This is a genomic window from Collimonas sp. NPDC087041 (genome assembly GCF_044745265.1).
Lineage (GTDB): Bacteria > Pseudomonadota > Gammaproteobacteria > Burkholderiales > Burkholderiaceae_D > Collimonas.
In genome coordinates this window covers 403,158-420,672 of sequence record NZ_JBIUZX010000004.1, presented here as the reverse complement: position 1 = coordinate 420,672, position 17,515 = coordinate 403,158, and the positions used below count along the sequence as shown (strand labels likewise).

Sequence of the window (17,515 nt, the reverse complement as noted above, 5' to 3'; positions counted from 1 at the left end):
AGAAGAATGCTCCGACTCGCGAAAATCTCTGATGCGCCCGAAATATTGCAAACAAGGATAGCCGCAATTCGGGCACATGCTTCTTCGCATTATCCAGCTGCGGAAATAGAGGACTGGTGTACCTCTCGAACTGCTGAGACATATCACGCGGCGATTGAACAACAAACCATGATCGTCGAAGAGGTAAATGAAAGTGTCGTCGCATTCGGCCAACTAAACCCGGAGACTGCGTTCATCGACGCTGTCTATGTCAGTCCGCAGCAATCCCGACAAGGCATTGGATTGAAAATCCTACGCGCGCTTGAGGCCATGGCAATTAAGCACGGAATCAAGGCGCTCACTCTTGAGGCATCTCTCAACGCCGTTGAGTTCTACCGTCAGGCTGGGTATGCTCCCGTCGTCGAGGAAGAATATGCGTCCAACTCAAAGACGTCCTCAACTACTCTTCGCATGTGTCACGAAATTTGCAAGACCTGATCTCATCGCCCGCCGAAGCGCCTATCTGCCAGCAATCAATGCCATCATTTCAGGATAAGTGTAAATCGCACTTTGCTGCGGAGGGCGCAGGGCGGCGGCGACCATTGCCTGCGCAATCTCCGTCGTCCGAATCGAACGAAACTTCGCTGGCAATAGCGGCGTAAAGAGCGGCAGAACGGCCGAGAGTAGCCATGGCGTATGCTGAGAGCCGATAATCATGGCTGGACGAAAGATGCTGACGACGGCTGGACCCTGACTCGTAACCGCTGCTTCGGCCTCGCCTTTGACGCGGGAATAGCGAGCCATTCCTGCGGCGCCGGAACCGGTAGTTTTGGCGTTAATATCGGCACCCATTGCCGACATGAAGGCCAGGTGCCGAACTTTTCCCGATGCCTTCAAGCCTCGGGCAAAAGCAGCATTGAGATCGACATCGATGGCGCGGTGCTCATCCAAAGAAAGTTTGGCCGTGCCGGCCCCCACTCCCAAAACACTGAACCCAGTCACCTCACCGTCAATCTCGCGCAATGCGTCGACAACCGCTTGACTCAGTTTGTCTGGCTCCATCTCCGGCACCAGCCGCTCCTCTACCTGCGCAGCCAATTGCAAATTGAGCGGGCGCCGCGTCATGACAAGAATCCGGCTGAAGCCGCCGCAGCACACAACCTCGGCGAGGAGGGCTTGTCCAACTGAGCCTGACGCTCCCAAAATTACCGCGGTTTTACCAGCCATATTTTCTCCAATCCAAAGACCAACAATTTATGGCTATATTTAACTACAGCGCCAGATGCAATGCCCTGAAACCTGCCGGAAGAACCTGCTCAGACTCGCTTGAGACAAAACCTAATTGTTCGTAGAATCGGATGGCGTTAGGCGCTGCATTCAAAAGGAGAGCTTGCTTAGGGCTTCTGCTCTTGCAAGCCGTGCTGGCCGCCTCCACCAACATGCGACCGATACCTCGTGATTGAGCCTGCGTGTCGACAAAGAGACTGCATAGATTCCAGAAATCCTTGACCAGCACGATACCGACGATCTGATTGTCCAAGGTGGCATTGATGTGGACGCATCTCTCTGGATGAGCAAGCCAGAAGTCCAGGTTCTTGTTCACATTGACGATCATATCCTGATGTACAGAAACGTCGCTTTCAACGTTCGCAACAATCACGCGTTCCATAAGTCGGCGCACATCGTCAGCCTTCTCTGGCACCACGCGAGTCAGCTGTACCTCCATTCCGGCTCCTTTCTCAATCTGAATAGACACCAGTTTGGCGCAAACTTTCGACCGTCCGCATTTGGCCGTTTCGATTTCGTCACAACCGCTTGATATCGATACTACGCGGACGGATCAAGTCACTTCTCAACGATGTTGAAGCCCTCATCGGGAGACGGGGCGACAAAGTATTGGGTGATCGCATCGAATTCCGCGTCGCTTGTCGTGAATCGATGCGAACCTTCTTCATTGCGGCGCCGCAAGCGCGTTTTGCACTCTTCATCCGAGACGTTCAGATAATGAAGGCTGTGCGCAACGCCGGCATTGTCGATGATATCCCGCATCCATCGGCGGGTATTCGGCGTATTCGCCGGAAAATCCAGGACGACTGAATTTCCTGCCCGCAGCAGTTGTTCAATGTGAGTGCCCATGATGTCACGAAGTTTGGTGGTGCAACGGACATAATCGTCCAATGTTTTTATCTCGCCTGGATATAACCGGCTCAACCATTCGTCTTCGCTGATGAGCAGTGTTTTTGGCTGCTGGGCGAGTTGGAGGGTCAACGTCGATTTCCCGGATGCGATTTTTCCGCAGACCATGTGCAGGGTTGGGACATTGGTTTTGGTCAGCAGCTCGGCGCCGTAGGAGTTGTCGATCACACAGCGCCAACCGTCGTCCAGTTTCTTGAAGACGTAATTCGCATTCCGATCCATCGAAAATGGCGATTCAGTTTTTTTGTTTGCTGCAAGTTGCGTATTGGCGACGACAAGTGCAGTGTCGCCTGCCTCGATCACCACCATTTCACCTTGCGTCACTTCCAGGCTGTGATTGAAATGCTCGGCGATGGCAACGAACGCCTTCCGGATATGATCTTTCCCGCTGACGGTTTTGCCGGGCATGACGACTAGCGTTGCGTCATCCGAATAAAAATCCATCAATCCGTTGAAATCCTCCCGATTGATTGCGCTATCCGCCGATTCGATGAATTGTTGAAGCTCCTGCGCCCTGGTTTTCATTTACACCTCCTGTTTAGTTGGGGAATTCCCAGGAAGCAGTCGAAAAAAAACCGCCTCGAGGGCGGGTTTTTAGCTACTGCAAAACAAGCGCTATCCCACCATGGTTTGAATGGTGCGAATAATTGCTGAAGTTTGTGCGTAGAAAAATTTCATAGCCTTCAAGATCGCATATTTAATCCTGCTCGTCAATCAATGACTGCTTGTGGCTGATTCTCAATGCATGTCCAACGAAAGATGCTCAGGACAGAGCGACGCCAGGAAGTCCGCCGCATCGAACACCTCTCCAGCGGTATAGACACCAGCTGTTTTGACCTGGCCGCCGACGACACGCGCCATCGCCTCGACGACGAGAGGAGCAGTGAACGCATAAATGTCTCGGCCGCTGGCAACTGCCCGGCGCTCCTCAGTTCCTCTGCGCACGACCACTTCTACCAGAAAGGTTTGTGACGACCGTCCGCTTTCGTCGCTTGCCGTCGGCGCCAGTTGATTCGGATTGGTCAGGTCATTGATTGCTGCGACCGTCATGTACGAGCGAATCTCCGGCGTCTTCAAGTGACGCGAGATTGTCACCGTGTCCGCCATGGTGAATTCCGAGATGACCGGCTGCTTTCCCAGTGGCGCAGGAAACGTCCATTCAGTGATAGGTGCTTCTCCCTCCGCATACGCAATTTTCCCGTTCGCGAAGACAACCCGACGACCATCCCGGCGCTCCCTCGACACTTGTCCAGCGATCAGTGTTCCGGCGGTCGGTCTCCAGCTATCAAGCCCATACGCGATGGAAATTTCATCGGCCGAAGTCCAGTCACCCATCGCCGCCGTCGCCAGCAGATCACCCAGTCCGCCATAGAACGCCATGGCATGCACCACCACAATGCCTCCTTCGCGTGCGCGATCGGCGAATAGCGCGAATGTATCAATATTGGCTTCCAGTTCCGCGGCGACATCGAGATAAGGAATCCGTGCCCGCAATGCCGCTTCGATCACCGGTGCGGAGGTGCTGGCAAACGGGCCGGCACAGTTGATGACCGCCACCGCGCCTTCCAGCACACGATCAAGCGCGGCAGGCTCATCAACCGATGCCGGCCGCACCTCAAGCCCGGGATATCCCGCCGCGAAAGCACTCAGCTTCACGGGATCGCGCCCGGAAAGGATGGGTGTCCAACCACGCCTTTGCAACTCCGAAACCACGAACCGCCCGGTGTGCCCATAGGCGCCATACACGGCTACAGCTTGATTTGATGACATCGCAAATTCCTTTCGATGGAGAGCCACCCGTCGCAAAACGCTACAGATCTGTACTCTTTGAAATGAGTGTAGATACAGATCTGTAGCGTGTCAAGATTATTTCTGGCATGATGTTGCGTATAGTGAAGATAAGCCGCCGTGCCGATATGGAGGAAATGCAATGAAAAAAAGTACTGCTGCCGCAGCTACAGATGCAGATGAGCGCGGCACGCCGAGCGTACGGGAACGCATCCTTGAGACTGCGGCGACGCTGTTCTACCAGGAAGGGGTCAGGGCCGTCGGCGTCGATCTCGTCGTCGAACGCTCGGGCGTCGCCAAGACCAGCCTCTACCGGCACTTCGCAACCAAGGATGATTTAGTGGTTGCGTTTCTCGAAGGTGAGGACGCCGAGTATTGGAGTGACTGGGACAGAGTCGCGGCGAGCGGGAAGGGTGATGCCGATGCAGAACTACAGGCGCTGCTGCGCTGGATCGCTCGCCACATCGTTGAGCCAAAATATCGCGGCTGCCCGTTTCTCAATGTGGCAACCGAGTTTCCGGCCCCAACCCATCCCGCCCGCGCAGTCGCCACAAGAAACAAGATCGAATTGCACCGTCGCCTCAGCGTATTGGCAAAGAAGATCGGCGCCAGCAAACCCAGCCAATTGGCCGATCAGCTCGTGCTTCTCATCGACGGCGCCTACGTGAACGGTCAGCTGCTTGGCAAGAAGGGTTCGGTGCACTCGCTCGTAACGACGGGACTTGCCTTGGCCCTTGCGGCTAAGAGCTGCTAGCTTAAGAGTTGCTGGCAACAGATCTTCGAAGAGAACGCAGCCTGGACTTCAAGCTACAGCAAGCAGCATCACCGCTCCCACTTCCACCAGATCGCTGACTCCATGCGCGATCATGGGGGCGAGCAGGCTGCGCGAGCGTTCCATTAGCCAGACGTAGGTTAGTCCAAAGGCAAAAGCATAGAGTTGTTGCGCAACAGCCTGATACAGCGGGTCAACAAAGAAGCTGTTGTAGTGCGCAGCGCCGAACAGCAGGCTGACGATAACGCCGGAGATCGGGATTTCGAATCGCCCGAGTCTCAGGCGCCCCGGAATCAGCACAGTCAACATACCGACCAATACACCGCGAAAGACGATTTCCTCGTTGGGACCGGCAACGAACATCACAAAAAGCCAGCCCGGGACGCCGATAGCTGTCATTTCGTAATCGCTTTTGAGCGGGGTGTGGCTGAGAAATTGCGGCCAATAGTCCGCAACCAGCATGATCGCCGCCATGACGACGCCGACAAATACAGCCAGTCCGGCGTAGCTACGGTGCGGTGGCCAGCGAAGATTGGCATCCGCCTGCGGCAACAGGCGTTTCATGATCAGGATAGCAATGAGTCCGGCCACGATCTGGAATAATTCGGCCAGCCCGACAAATGCCCAGATTTGATGATGAAACCAGTCCGCATGCTGCTTGAATAGCCAGCGCGCAGCTTCGCGGGCTGGCCACAGCATGGCCTGCATCAGCACGGCGGCCAAAACAATCGGCCAGAGACGGAATTTGAATCCGGTTATCTGGAAGAACGGGCGGTCCAACGGTAGGGTAGTTGTATTTGTCATGTGCTAACAATATCAATACTGGTGCATCTCGGTCTTGAACGAATGTTTCAATCCATCACCTGAGCGCCAGACACCGGGCGAGCGGCCAGTGAATGCTTTGACATCGCGGCTCATGTGCGCCTGATCGGCATAGCCGGCGGCCGCTGCGACTTCGGCCAGGCTCAGCTTACTGGACACGATCATCTGCCAGGCTGCGCGGGCACGCGCCTCAACACGATATCGCGTAGGTTCTACGCCATAAGCAGAACGAAAGCAGCGGAATGCCGTTACGCGCGACACGCCATTTGCCGATGCCCAGCTCTGGACGCCGAACGGATCGGCATCCGACATTGCGTGCGCCATGAGATCCGGCGCGTCGTTCAGTGCGTTTTGGGTCTGACGCCAATTCTGCATGAGCACGGCTGCCGCTTCTACCTGATCGCGCATGGTCAAACGGATCACCAGATCAAGATCACCAACCTGTCCGCATGCGGATAATTGGATGGGAGCCAGCAAAGGCAAGTTCAACACCCTTGCACCGCGTGGCGTTACCAGATCCCAATGCGCCGAAAACGGCGCATGCAGTAGAACGTCGCCAGAGCGCACATCCCAGCGGCCACCGTCACCTGCTTCCTGATAACCGCCATCGAGTACGATGGTAGCGTAGGCTTGTACATGAACGTGGCGTGGAATAGTCACGCCAGGCGCCATTGCGCTGCAGGGTGTTGAGTAGAAGCCAGACATGGTGTCTCCTTCAAATCTACGTTCACTTATTTTGATTTAGTGCAATCACGCAAAAAAATTGTCTTGGTCAATCTTATCGTTGATAATTATGGCCATGAACGATACCCAAAACCGCCCCCCACTTCCTGACCGGCTCTCAGTCGATCCTCGTAGCCCTTACTATAATGCCGCCATATTTGAACATGATGTCGGTATTAAACTTAACGATAAAGAGCGCTTCGAAGTTGAGGAATATTGCATCAGCGAGGGATGGATTAAAATCCCGGCCGGAAAGGCGCTAGATCGAAAGGGCAATCCCTTGATGACTAAAGTAAAAGGCAAGGTCGAACCCTTCTATCGGTAGGCGCTGTTCTTTGATAAGTATTTCTTAACTTCTTTGATTGTCTGCAAGGACGTGCGCGCTAACGCTTTTTCGATGGCGATTACACGTCCGCTCTTGGCCGATTCCACTCATTGCGCAGACACGCAGCGAAAACCAAATTATCAGATCATTGCAGGCCAAATACGGCCATTGATATCACACTGATCGAAAGTGGGCGCGGTATCTGCGAGCGTTTCCTTCCGGCGCAAATACATCAACCCGCCGCCGTCAACTTCCTGAAAAAATCCGACAGCTTCGCCACATCCGAAAACGCCACATTGAAGCGGAACCAAGCATGTTCTGACTGCGATACGTGGAAAAATTCGCCTGGCGCCAGCCAGATTCCTTGCTTTAAGGCCTGGTCGCCGATTTCGTTGGCGCTGAGCGTGCCGTGCGGCATGCGCGCCCAATAGAACATGCCGCCGCGCGGTGGCGCGAACGGCAGCAGGCCGACGTCTTCCAGCCGGGCGCTGACCTGCGCCTGCGCGGTGAGCAAGGTGCCAGCCAGGCGCTCGACGTGGCGCCGGTGGTGGCCTTCGGTGAGGGCGTTGTAGACCAGCCGTTCGGTGATTTCTGAATTGGTCAGCGTCAGGACCATCTTGGTGCGGGCAAACTCGCGCGCCAGCTCGGCCTGGCAGACGATGAAGCCGAGCCGCAGCGACGGTGCGATGGTCTTGGAAAAGCCGCTGACGTAAATCACCCGTCGCAAGCCGTCCAGCGCAGCCAGCATCGGATCGGTGGCTTGCGCCAGTTCGCGGTACAGATCATCCTCGACCACCCAGAAGCCATGCCGCTCGGCGGCTTGCAGTACGCGCATCGCGCAGGCGGGGGTGTAGGTGGTGCCGGTCGGGTTTTGCAGGACAGGATTGGTGAAGAAGATTTTTGGCCGATGGATCTGCGCCAGTTCTTCCAGCCGCTCCAGGTCGACGCCGCTGACGGTGCGCGGCACGCCGATCACTTCGATATTCGCCAGCCTCAGCATGGCGATCAGGTTGCAGTAGCCGGGTTCTTCGATGAACACGGTGTCGCCGGGCTTGACCAACGTGCGCATGATCAGGTCCAGCGCTTGCGTCACGCCGTGGGTGGTGACGACCTGGTCCGGTGCGATATCGAGCGACCAGGTGGCGAATGATTTGGCGATGGTCTGGCGCAGCGGCGCGTAGCCGTAGGGATGACCGTAGCCGACCTGCTGCGCGCCGGGCGAGCGGATGATGCGCCGCTCTGCCGCGTGCAAACCCTCGCCGTCGAGCATGCTGCTCGGCAACCAGCCGCAACCGGCCTTGATCGGCACTCGCTCGTCGGCAAACACTTCAGAAAATAGCCAGGCCGAATCGATCACCGGGTTCAACTGGATCGGCGGCAAGCCGCTGCGCTCCGTCACATCGCGCTTGGCGATGAAAAAGCCGGAGCCGCGCCGCGCCAGCAGCAGGCCGGCGGCCACCAGCCGTTCGTAGGCTTCGACCACGGTTGAATTACTGACGCCTTGCTCCTGGGCGAACTGACGAATCGATGGCAGGCGCTCGCCAGGCCGCAACTTGCCGTTGTCGATCAGGCGTGCGAGTCCAGCCACCACCTGTTCGACCAGGCCAAGGGCCGATTGCCGATCCAGCTGCAGGTTGAAACGGGAAGGTGGAATATCCGTCATACGGCCTCAAAGTGTAATCAGTACAGATTGCAGAACACAGCAATACAATTTCTGTGATTTGTACCAAGTGTATCTAACAATGTGGATTGTAACTGCAATAATCGACGGCATTACCAACCACTGCGGCGGAACCCACTGTGAACACACATCAATCGGATCAGGACCTGTCGGCATTCTGGATGCCATTCACTGCCAACCGGCAGTTCAAGGAAGCGCCGCGGCTGTTCGTCTCGGCCAAAGGCATGTATTACCAGACCGACAACGGCCGCCAGGTGCTGGACGCCACCGCCGGCTTGTGGTGCGTCAACGCCGGCCATTGCCGTGAAGAGATCACGGCCGCTGTGGCGCGCCAGGTCGGCACGATGGATTACGCGCCGTCGTTCCAGATGGGCCATCCGCTGGCGTTCACAGCGGCGCAAAAAGTGGCGGGGCTGATGCCGGCTGGGCTGGACCGGATTTTCTTCACCAACTCCGGTTCGGAAGCGGTCGACAGCGCCCTCAAGATCGCACTGGCCTATCACCGCGCCCGCGGTGAGGGACAGCGCACCCGCTTCATCGGTCGTGAACGTGGTTACCACGGCGTCGGCTTCGGCGGTATTTCGGTGGGCGGCATCGTCGGCAACCGCAAGGCGTTTTCCGGCAACCTGATACCCGGCGTCGATCACTTGCCGCACACATTGAATATCGCCGAAGCCGGTTTCAGCAAAGGCCAACCGGCATGGGGTGCGCACCTGGCGGATGAACTGGAACGCCTGGTCACGCTGCACGACGCTTCGACCATCGCCGCCGTCATCGTCGAACCGCTGGCCGGCTCGACCGGTGTGCTGGTGCCGCCGGTGGGCTACCTGGAACGCCTGCGCGCGCTGTGCAGCAAGCACGGCATCCTGTTGATTTTCGATGAAGTGATTACCGGCTTCGGTCGTCTCGGTACTGCCACGGCCAGCGAATACTTCAAAGTGACGCCGGACCTGATCACGCTCGCCAAGGGCATCAACAACGCGGCGATCCCGATGGGCGCGGTCGCCGTCAAGCGCGAGATCCACGATACGGTGGTGCAGGCGACCGCCGTCGGCGGCATCGAGCTGATGCACGGCTACACCTATTCTGCCCATCCCGTGGCCGCAGCCGCCGCCATCGCCGCCATCGACCTGTATCGCGATGAAGGCTTGTTCGAACGGGCACGTACGCTAGCGCCGTTGTTTGAAAAGGCAGCCCACGGCGTGGCCGGCGCGCCGCATGTCAAGGACATCCGCAACCTCGGCCTGGTGGCTGGCATCGAACTCGAATCGCGGCCGGATGCGCCGGGCGCGCGCGCCTATGAAGTATTCCGCAGGTGCTATGAAAAGGGCGTGATGGTGCGCTATACCGGCGACATCCTGGCCTTCTCGCCGCCGCTGATCGTGCAGCCGGAAGAAATCGAACGGATTTTTGCGACTGTGCGCGAAGCACTCAACGAAACCAAATAATCAGAATCCATATTGCGGGCGATATTTTGAACACCTCATTGAACACACCACAAATCAATCACTTCATCAACGGCGCGCCAGTCACCGGCCGCTCCGAACGCTATTCCGACGTCTACAACCCGGCTACCGGCGCTGTCGTCGCCCAGGTTGCTTTGGCCTCCGTAAAGGAAGTCGATCAGGCTGTTGCCAGCGCCCGTGCGGCGTTTCCGGCCTGGTCTGAAACCTCGCCGCTGCGCCGCGCGCGCATCATGTTCAAGTTCAAGGAGCTGCTGGAACAGAACCATGACAAGCTGGCCGCGCTGATCACGCGCGAGCACGGCAAGGTATTTTCCGACGCCAAAGGTGAAGTGGTGCGCGGCATCGAAGTAGTCGAGTTCGCTTGCGGCATTCCGCATCTGCTGAAAACCAGCCACACCGATAACATCGGCGGTGGCATCGATAACTGGAACCTGCGCCAACCGCTCGGCGTAGTGGCCGGCATCACGCCGTTCAACTTTCCAGTGATGGTGCCGATGTGGATGTTCCCGGTGGCGCTGGCCTGCGGCAATTGCTTCATCCTGAAACCCTCCGAACGCGATCCGTCGGCCAGCCTGCTGATCGCCGACCTGCTGCAGCAAGCAGGGCTGCCGGAGGGCGTTTTCAGCGTGGTGCAAGGTGACAAGGTGGCGGTCGATGCGCTGCTGGCACACCCTGATGTGCAGGCGCTGTCGTTCGTCGGCTCGACGCCGATAGCCGAATACATCTACACCGAAGGCGCAAAACGCGGCAAGCGCGTGCAAGCGTTGGGCGGCGCCAAGAACCATCTGGTGGTGATGCCGGATGCCGATCTCGACCAGGCAGTCGACGCCTTGATCGGCGCCGCGTACGGCTCGGCCGGCGAACGCTGCATGGCGATCTCGGTGGCGGTAGCGGTCGGCGATGTGGCCGACAAGCTGGTGGAACGCTTGGCAGAGCGCGCGGCGGCGCTGAAGATCGGCAATGGTGACCAAGCCGATTCGGAAATGGGGCCGCTGGTCACTGGCGCACACAAGGCCAAGGTCGAGGCGTATATCGCCAAGGGTGTGGAAGAGGGCGCCAAATTGCTGGTCGACGGCCGTGGCTTGCGCGTTGCCGGCCATGAGAACGGTTTCTTCGTCGGCGGCACGCTGTTCGACCACGTCACGCCGGACATGACCATCTACAAGGAAGAGATTTTCGGGCCGGTGCTGGCGGTGGTGCGGGTGCCGGACCTGGCCCGCGCGGTGGAACTGATCAACGCCCATGAGTTCGGCAACGGCGTTTCCCTGTTCACCAGCGACGGCGGCGTGGCGCGCGCGTTCTCGCGGCAAATCCAGGTCGGCATGGTCGGCATCAATGTGCCAATTCCGGTGCCGATGGCTTGGCATTCTTTCGGCGGCTGGAAGCGTTCTTTGTTTGGCGATCACCACGCCTACGGCGAGGAAGGCATCCGCTTCTATACGCGCTACAAGAGCATCATGCAGCGCTGGCCGGACAGCATCGGCAAGGGCGCCGAGTTCACGATGCCGGTTGCGAAATAAAGCCGTTCACTGTCGTCGCGTAGCGTTTCGAGCGCTGCGCGACGACCGGCAATTACACTTTCATTCGACTCCCATTCAAGTCAGCGTGCGGATCGAATTACTGATCGAACGCGCGCATTCCAGCACCAGCGGTCCGATTTTTTTCTCGACTTCTTCCATCGTCCAGCGGCTGGTCGGCGTCACCACGTGGACTGCAGCCACTGCTGCGCCCTGGTTGCTGACGATCGGCGCAGCAATCGTCATATCCCCCAGGAATAGCTCCTCGTTATTGCAAGCGTAGCCGCGCTCGCGCACCGTCGCCAGTTGCGCCATGATGTCGTCGACATTGGTGCGGGTGTGGGGCGTGCGCGCTGTCAGCGGCGCGGACTGCAGCAGCACGCGCGCATCGGCTGGCGCCAGCGTGCTCAGGTAGGCGCGGCCGGAACCGGTGCAATACATCGGGATGCGGCTACCGATCGGCATGTGGATCGGAATGAATTGATGACCGACGAAGCGCGCCACGTACACCATCTGGGTCTCGTACGGCTCAGTCATGTTGGTAGTTTCGCCGGTGGTGGTGGCCAACTCCGCCAGGAACGGATTGGCGACATCGACCAGCGTATCGGCTTCCAGGTAGTTGTAGCCGATCTCCATCACTTTCGGCGTCAATTGGTAACGCCGCGTGGTCGCATGCTTTTTCACATAACCGAGCGCCTCCAGCGTGTAGATCATGCGTTGCGCCGAGCTTTTGGTGATCGCGGTAGCCTCGGCCACTTCGGCCAGCGTCATGGTGCGGCGCCGGGCGTCGAACGCGCGCAACACCGCCAGGCCTTTTTCCAGCGACTGGTTGAACAAGGCGTCGGCAACTTCTTGCGATGGTTGGTCTTTCATCGGTATCTCTCACTGTGCGCGATGATTAATTATATCCAATATTCGCATCATGTATCGAATATCGATACACAAATATCTATTGACGATACAAATAAATTGAATATACTTAATCACACAGCGAATTTTGACATCAACTGCAGGACCTGCCGGCCAAGCGCCTGGCTTCCACACAGAGGGGAAATACATGAAACAGCTGATCCAACGCCTCACCAAAGCAACCGTCCTGCTGGTGGCAGCCGCCGGCGCCTCGGCCAGCATCGCGCAGACTTCGTTCACGGTGGGCGCTACCTCCACCGGCGTACCGTTCACCTTCCTCGATGTCAAAACCAATAAGCTGCAAGGCATGATGGTCGATACCGTGACCGCAGTCGGCAAGAACGCCGGCTTCAGCGTCAACATCCAGCAAACCCCGTTCTCGGCCTTGATTCCCTCGCTCACGTCCAACAAGATCGACATCATCGCCGCAGCGATGTTGAAGACCCCGGCGCGCGCGCAAATCGTCGATTTCAGCGATCCGGTCTACTCATATGGCGAAGGCCTGTTCGTCAACGCGGAAGACAAACGCACTTACAAGACGCTGGATGATCTGAAAGGTGAAGTCGTCGGCGCCCAGGTCGGCACCATCTTTGTCGACGCCCTCAACAAGAAAGGCGGCTTCAAGGAAGTGCGCGTTTATGACGCTGTCGCCGACATGATGCGCGACGTCGCATTGGGCCGCATCAAAGCCGGCTTCGGCGATCGTCCGATCGTCGCCTACCAGCTGTCACAAGGCGCCAATGCGCAAGTGCGACTGGTCAAGGAATACCAGCCAACATTGGTCGGCGATGTCTGCCTGGTGGTGCGCAAGGGCGATCATCAATTGCTGGAGCGGCTCAACAAGGCGATCGCCACCGCCAAGGCCGACGGCACACTGGCCAAGATCGTCCAGCAGTGGAATCTGAACTGATCACGAGCGATCTGCCCGCTCCTGTCCAGGTCCGGGCGGGCTGCCGCTTCCTTCCTCGTTGAGAAGTAAATCATGCTGATCCAGAACGTCATGGATTTCCTGCCAATCCTGCTGCGCGGCGCAGTAGTCACGGTGGAAGTCACCTTTTACTCGCTGATCCTCAGCACTGTGCTGGGCCTGCTCCTGGCGCTGATGAAACTGTCGCAGCTACGGCCGGTGTCGTGGTTCGCGGCCAGTTTCATCAACATCATCCGCGGCTTGCCGATCATCGTGCAGCTGTTCTACATCTATTTCGTCCTGCCGGAACTGGGCATCCAGTTGAGCGCATTCCAGGCCGGCGTGATCGGCCTCGGCATCGCCTACTCGGTGTACCAGGCGGAGAATTTCCGCGCCGGCATCGAAGCGGTCGATCCGGGCCAGATCGAAGCGGCGCAGTCGATCGGCATGCGCAGAACCATGATCATGCGCCGCGTGGTATTGCCGCAGGCATTTCGCATCGCGCTGCCGCCGTACGGCAACACGCTGGTGATGATGCTCAAGGATTCGTCGCTGGTGTCTACCATCACCGTGCTGGAAATGACCCGCGCCGGGCAAATGATCGCCTCGTCGACCTTCCAGAACATGACCGTGTACACCATGGTGGCGTTGATGTATTTGCTGTTGAGCCTGCCGCTGGTGCTGCTGACGCGACGGCTGGAGGCGCGCTTTGGACAGGGGAAGCGGAAATGATTGAAGTCAAACAAATCCACAAGCGCTTCGGCGAACACGAAGTATTGAAAGGCGTCTCGCTGCAGGTCGCCGCCGGCGAAGTGGTATGCCTGATCGGCCCATCCGGCTCCGGCAAATCGACCGTCCTGCGTTGCATCAACGGCCTCGAAACCTATGAAGGCGGGGAGATCCTGATCGAAGGCGAACGGGTCGACAGCAAATCGTCCACCATCCACCAGTTGCGCACCCATGTCGGCATGGTGTTCCAGCGCTTTAACCTGTTCCCGCATCGCACCGTGCTGGAGAACGTGATGGAAGGGCCGGTCTACGTCAACAAGATCGCACCGGCTACCGCAAAGAAAGAAGCGCTGGCTTTGCTCGACAAAGTCGGCCTGGCGCAACGCGCCGATGCCTATCCGAATCAATTGTCGGGCGGCCAGCAGCAACGCGTGGCGATTGCCCGCGCATTGGCGATGAAACCGAAGGCGATCCTGTTCGATGAACCGACTTCAGCGCTCGATCCGGAACTGGTGGGTGAAGTGCTGGCCGTCATGCGCAACCTGGCCGACGACGGCATGACCATGATCGTGGTTACGCATGAGATGGGCTTCGCGCGCGACGTCGCCGACCGCGTCTGCTTCCTGCACAGCGGCACCATTGTCGAAGAAGGCGCAGCGAAACAGGTATTGAGCGCGCCGCAACATTCACGCACCAAGGATTTCCTGCGCCGCGTACTTGGTCAGGACCAGGGCCCGCAAGCCGGCGCGCCAGCATCAAATTAAAAAGCACAGCATGAACAACATCACTGCAGGACAAGCGTTGCCTCCTTCGTTATGGGCGGCGACCGCCGCGCCGGCCGCACCGACACTGCCGCTGGCGGCCTCGCGCAAGGCCGATGTGATCATCATCGGCGGCGGTTTCACCGGGCTCTCCACGGCCCTGCATCTGGCCCAGGCTGGCGTCGACGTCTGCCTGCTGGAAGCGTCGGAACCGGGTTGGGGCGCTTCCGGTCGTAACGGCGGCCAGGTGATTCCCGGCTTGAAATACGATCCCGACGAATTGAACGTGATGTTTGGCAGTAAAAAGGGCGAGCTGCTGATCGACACCATCGGCAAGGCTGCCGATACCGTGTACGACCTGATCGACCGATATCGCATCGAATGCGACGCCACCCGCAACGGCTGGATCCAGCCGGCGCATTCCGACAAGGTGATGCGCACGCTGGAAAAACGCGCAGGGCAATGGGCCGAACGTGGCGCGCCGGTTGAGGTGCTGACGCGCGACGGCGTCGCCCAGCGCATCGGCACACCGGCCTATGTCGGCGGCTGGATCGATCGCCGTGCCGGCAGCATCCAGCCGCTCAGCTATTGCCGTGGCCTGGTGCGGGCGGCGCAATCGCACGGCGCCGCTATCCACGGCAACACGCTGGTATCCGGCCTGCAACGGCAAGACGGCCACTGGCGGGTCGACACTGCCGCCGGCCCGAGCGTGACGGCCGAGCAGGTGGTGATCGCTACCAACGGCTACACCGGCGATTTGTGGCCGCGCCTCAAGCAATCGGTGATTGCCGCCAACAGTTTCATCGTCGCCACCAAGCCGCTTTCCGCACAATTGGGAGGCAGCATCCTGACCGGCCGAGAAGTGGTGTCCGATTCGCGGCGCCTGCTGCTGTACTACCGACGCGACGCCCACGGCCGCCTGCTGATGGGCGGCCGCGGCCCGTTTGCCGATCCACAAGGAGCGCAGGATTTCAGCCATCTGGAACGATCGCTGGCACTGTTGTTTCCGCAGCTGAGCGGCATCGAATACGAATTCCGCTGGGCCGGCCGGGTAGCGATCACGCGCGATTTCCTGCCGCACGTGCATGAACCCGCCGCAGGCTTGACGATTGCCCTCGGCTACAACGGCCGCGGCATCGCGATGGCCTCGACCATGGGCCGCTGCCTGGCGCAGCGCCTGCTGCACACGGATGCGGCATTCCCATTCCCGATCAGCACGATACAGCCGATCCCATTCCACGGACTGCAACGTTTCTACATCGCAGCCGGCGTTGCGTATTACAGCATCCTCGACAAATTTTCCTGAGGTACGACTTACTCGATGAAGAGTATGCCGTCAGCGCATTGCTAGCAAAGGACACTTTGCACCGGTGATGTCAGCTGTCATGCACCACGCCTTCCGGCACCGGTTTCAGCGCAGGCCCCGCGGCAGTATCTTCCACCAGAAAACCAGACGCACGGATCAGCTCGCGCAAGCGATCGGCTTCCTGCCATTGCCGCGCTACGCGTGCGGCCTGGCGTTGCATAGCCAATTGCGCCACCCCATCCGGTACTTCCACAATCGCCGGACGCCAATTATCCAGATCCAGGCCCAGCACTTCATCCATCGCACGCAAGGTCGCCCTGCAGGTCGCGGTATCCGTATCGCTTCGCACCAGTTCCCACATTAGCGCCAACGCGCGCGGAAAATTCAGGTCGTTATTGACCTCGCTGCGAAAACGCAGCAACCACGTGTCGTCAGCGTGGCCACCTTGCGGCCAGCGATGATAGGCATCGCGCAAACGCTGCAAGCCGACGGCCGCGGCCTGCAAACCGTCCCAGCTGAATTCCAGCTGGCTGCGATAGTGCGCGCTCAGGCACAGGTAGCGATAGGCCAGTGGATCGATGCCGCGATCCTGCAGCGTCTGCAGCCGCAGGAATTCGCCACCGGACTTGGACATCTTTTCGCTACCGGTCTGCAAAAAATAGCCGTGCATCCAGAAGTTCGCCAGGCGCGTGCCGTGGCAAGCCTGGGTCTGGGCGATTTCATTGCTGTGATGGACCGCGATATGGTCTTCGCCACCGCAATGGATATCGAACCAGCTGCCAAGATGTGCAGCCGACATCGCCGAGCATTCGATATGCCAACCCGGAAAGCCACGGCCCCATGGACTATCCCATTCCATCTGCCGCCGCACATCGGGCGGACTGAATTTCCATAGCGCGAAATCGGTGGCGCTACGCTTGTCGCCCAGCGCGACGCGAACGCCCGCCTGGAGCGCATTGCGATCCAACCGCGCCATGTAGCCGTAATCGCTTTGCTTGCCGGTATCGAAGTAGATGCCGTCGGCGGTGCGATAGGTATAGCCCTTCTGTTCCAGTGTGGTGATGAAGGCGATCTGCTGCGGCAGGTATGCGGTGGCGCGGCACCAGGTTTCCGGCTGCAGCAGATTGAGCGCCTGAAAATCCGCCATGAAGGCGGCGCTGTAAAACGCCGCAATATCCCAGGCGCTCTTGCCGGTGCGGCGACTGCCTTTTTCCATTTTATCTTCGCCGTGGTCGGCATCCGATACCAGATGACCAACATCAGTGATGTTGATTACATGCTGCACCTGGTAGCCGTTGAACTGCAGCGTCCGGCGCAGCAAGTCCTCGAAAATGTAAGTGCGCAGGTTGCCGATATGCGCATAGTCATAAACCGTGGGGCCGCAGCAATACAAACCCACTTTTCCGGGGACGATACTTTCAAAAAGCCGGACGCGCCGCTCCCAGCTGTCGTACAGATGCAATTCCATGCGATTGTTTTCCGAAATTTTTTGCAGATATGCCAGAGCGACAAGCAGCTGGCAGGGCACAAGCGAACGAGCGCGGCGGATCAGCCGCGCTGCAAGGATGGCCTGCGACAACAGCGCAAGCGGAGGACGTGACAGGAATGGGAGAGGGGACTAAGCATCCCTCATA

The 17,515-nt window shown here is 58.6% G+C and carries 19 protein-coding genes; 10 read left to right on the top strand and 9 right to left on the bottom strand.

Annotated elements, in window-relative coordinates:
* Positions 1 to 6: 6 nt before the first annotated feature.
* On the top strand, positions 7 to 477 hold the full coding sequence (locus ACIPF8_RS10250; RefSeq protein ID WP_400420401.1) for a GNAT family N-acetyltransferase: 471 nt from the start codon (positions 7 to 9) through the stop codon (positions 475 to 477).
* 21 nt (positions 478 to 498) lie between these two features.
* Here ACIPF8_RS10250 and ACIPF8_RS10245 read toward each other — a convergent pair whose 3' ends face one another.
* From ACIPF8_RS10245 to ACIPF8_RS10230, 4 genes are all read right to left on the bottom strand, one after another.
* Positions 499 to 1,206 carry a hypothetical protein gene (locus ACIPF8_RS10245; RefSeq protein ID WP_400420399.1) on the bottom strand — a complete coding sequence of 236 codons (708 nt, stop codon included), beginning with the start codon at positions 1,204 to 1,206 and terminating at the stop codon, positions 499 to 501.
* Between the two features lie 43 nt (positions 1,207 to 1,249).
* The gene (locus tag ACIPF8_RS10240) at positions 1,250 to 1,705 is read right to left on the bottom strand and encodes a GNAT family N-acetyltransferase (RefSeq protein ID WP_400420397.1); all 456 of its coding nucleotides are present in this window, start codon (positions 1,703 to 1,705) and stop codon (positions 1,250 to 1,252) included.
* A gap of 119 nt (positions 1,706 to 1,824) precedes the next feature.
* Positions 1,825 to 2,700, bottom strand: coding sequence for an SgcJ/EcaC family oxidoreductase (locus ACIPF8_RS10235; protein WP_400420394.1), 876 nt, complete (start codon positions 2,698 to 2,700; stop codon positions 1,825 to 1,827).
* A 213-nt stretch (positions 2,701 to 2,913) separates the two neighbouring features.
* On the bottom strand, positions 2,914 to 3,945 hold the full coding sequence (locus tag ACIPF8_RS10230; protein WP_400420392.1) for a saccharopine dehydrogenase family protein: 1,032 nt from the start codon (positions 3,943 to 3,945) through the stop codon (positions 2,914 to 2,916).
* A gap of 138 nt (positions 3,946 to 4,083) precedes the next feature.
* On the opposite strand from ACIPF8_RS10230, the gene ACIPF8_RS10225 reads away from it, so the two are divergent.
* On the top strand, positions 4,084 to 4,146 hold the full coding sequence (locus tag ACIPF8_RS10225; protein WP_400420560.1) for a hypothetical protein: 63 nt from the start codon (positions 4,084 to 4,086) through the stop codon (positions 4,144 to 4,146).
* A gap of 28 nt (positions 4,147 to 4,174) precedes the next feature.
* The gene (locus tag ACIPF8_RS10220; RefSeq protein ID WP_400420557.1) at positions 4,175 to 4,717 is read left to right on the top strand and encodes a TetR/AcrR family transcriptional regulator; all 543 of its coding nucleotides are present in this window, start codon (positions 4,175 to 4,177) and stop codon (positions 4,715 to 4,717) included.
* Between the two features lie 48 nt (positions 4,718 to 4,765).
* Here the strand turns inward: ACIPF8_RS10220 and ACIPF8_RS10215 are convergent, their stop codons facing one another.
* Both ACIPF8_RS10215 and ACIPF8_RS10210 read right to left on the bottom strand, forming a co-directional pair.
* Positions 4,766 to 5,539: a CPBP family intramembrane glutamic endopeptidase gene (locus tag ACIPF8_RS10215; protein ID WP_400420390.1), complete on the bottom strand. Its 774-nt coding sequence runs from the start codon at positions 5,537 to 5,539 to the stop codon at positions 4,766 to 4,768.
* Positions 5,540 to 5,551: 12 nt separating this feature from the next.
* On the bottom strand, positions 5,552 to 6,262 hold the full coding sequence (locus tag ACIPF8_RS10210; protein ID WP_400420387.1) for a helix-turn-helix domain-containing protein: 711 nt from the start codon (positions 6,260 to 6,262) through the stop codon (positions 5,552 to 5,554).
* A gap of 94 nt (positions 6,263 to 6,356) precedes the next feature.
* Here ACIPF8_RS10210 and ACIPF8_RS10205 point away from each other — a divergent pair, with 94 nt between their 5' ends.
* Positions 6,357 to 6,605: a DUF3297 family protein gene (locus tag ACIPF8_RS10205; protein ID WP_061535086.1), complete on the top strand. Its 249-nt coding sequence runs from the start codon at positions 6,357 to 6,359 to the stop codon at positions 6,603 to 6,605.
* Between the two features lie 232 nt (positions 6,606 to 6,837).
* Here ACIPF8_RS10205 and ACIPF8_RS10200 read toward each other — a convergent pair whose 3' ends face one another.
* The gene (locus tag ACIPF8_RS10200; RefSeq protein WP_400420384.1) at positions 6,838 to 8,268 is read right to left on the bottom strand and encodes a PLP-dependent aminotransferase family protein; all 1,431 of its coding nucleotides are present in this window, start codon (positions 8,266 to 8,268) and stop codon (positions 6,838 to 6,840) included.
* Between the two features lie 179 nt (positions 8,269 to 8,447).
* Here ACIPF8_RS10200 and ACIPF8_RS10195 point away from each other — a divergent pair, with 179 nt between their 5' ends.
* Positions 8,448 to 9,734, top strand: coding sequence for an aspartate aminotransferase family protein (locus tag ACIPF8_RS10195; RefSeq protein WP_400420555.1), 1,287 nt, complete (start codon positions 8,448 to 8,450; stop codon positions 9,732 to 9,734).
* A gap of 38 nt (positions 9,735 to 9,772) precedes the next feature.
* On the top strand, positions 9,773 to 11,272 hold the full coding sequence (locus tag ACIPF8_RS10190) for a CoA-acylating methylmalonate-semialdehyde dehydrogenase (RefSeq protein WP_400420381.1): 1,500 nt from the start codon (positions 9,773 to 9,775) through the stop codon (positions 11,270 to 11,272).
* Between the two features lie 75 nt (positions 11,273 to 11,347).
* Here ACIPF8_RS10190 and ACIPF8_RS10185 read toward each other — a convergent pair whose 3' ends face one another.
* Positions 11,348 to 12,142, bottom strand: coding sequence for an IclR family transcriptional regulator (locus ACIPF8_RS10185; RefSeq protein ID WP_400420379.1), 795 nt, complete (start codon positions 12,140 to 12,142; stop codon positions 11,348 to 11,350).
* Positions 12,143 to 12,326: 184 nt separating this feature from the next.
* On the opposite strand from ACIPF8_RS10185, the gene ACIPF8_RS10180 reads away from it, so the two are divergent.
* The 4 genes from ACIPF8_RS10180 to ACIPF8_RS10165 all read left to right on the top strand — a co-directional run bounded on the left by ACIPF8_RS10180 (position 12,327) and on the right by ACIPF8_RS10165 (position 15,881).
* A complete protein-coding gene (locus tag ACIPF8_RS10180; protein ID WP_400420376.1) occupies positions 12,327 to 13,088 on the top strand; it encodes an ABC transporter substrate-binding protein in 762 nt (253 codons plus the stop codon).
* Between the two features lie 72 nt (positions 13,089 to 13,160).
* Positions 13,161 to 13,817 (top strand): amino acid ABC transporter permease, encoded by a 657-nt coding sequence (locus ACIPF8_RS10175; protein WP_400420374.1) that lies wholly within the window; start codon positions 13,161 to 13,163, stop codon positions 13,815 to 13,817.
* Positions 13,814 to 14,578, top strand: coding sequence for an amino acid ABC transporter ATP-binding protein (locus ACIPF8_RS10170; RefSeq protein ID WP_400420371.1), 765 nt, complete (start codon positions 13,814 to 13,816; stop codon positions 14,576 to 14,578). Before ACIPF8_RS10175 ends, ACIPF8_RS10170 begins: the two co-directional genes overlap by 4 nt.
* A 10-nt stretch (positions 14,579 to 14,588) precedes the next feature.
* Positions 14,589 to 15,881 carry an NAD(P)/FAD-dependent oxidoreductase gene (locus tag ACIPF8_RS10165; RefSeq protein WP_400420369.1) on the top strand — a complete coding sequence of 431 codons (1,293 nt, stop codon included), beginning with the start codon at positions 14,589 to 14,591 and terminating at the stop codon, positions 15,879 to 15,881.
* Positions 15,882 to 15,951: 70 nt separating this feature from the next.
* On the opposite strand, the gene cysS is transcribed toward ACIPF8_RS10165, so the two are convergent.
* Entirely contained in the window at positions 15,952 to 17,349 is a 1,398-nt protein-coding gene (gene cysS, locus ACIPF8_RS10160; protein WP_400420366.1) for a cysteine--tRNA ligase, read from the bottom strand.
* Positions 17,350 to 17,515 lie beyond the last annotated feature (166 nt).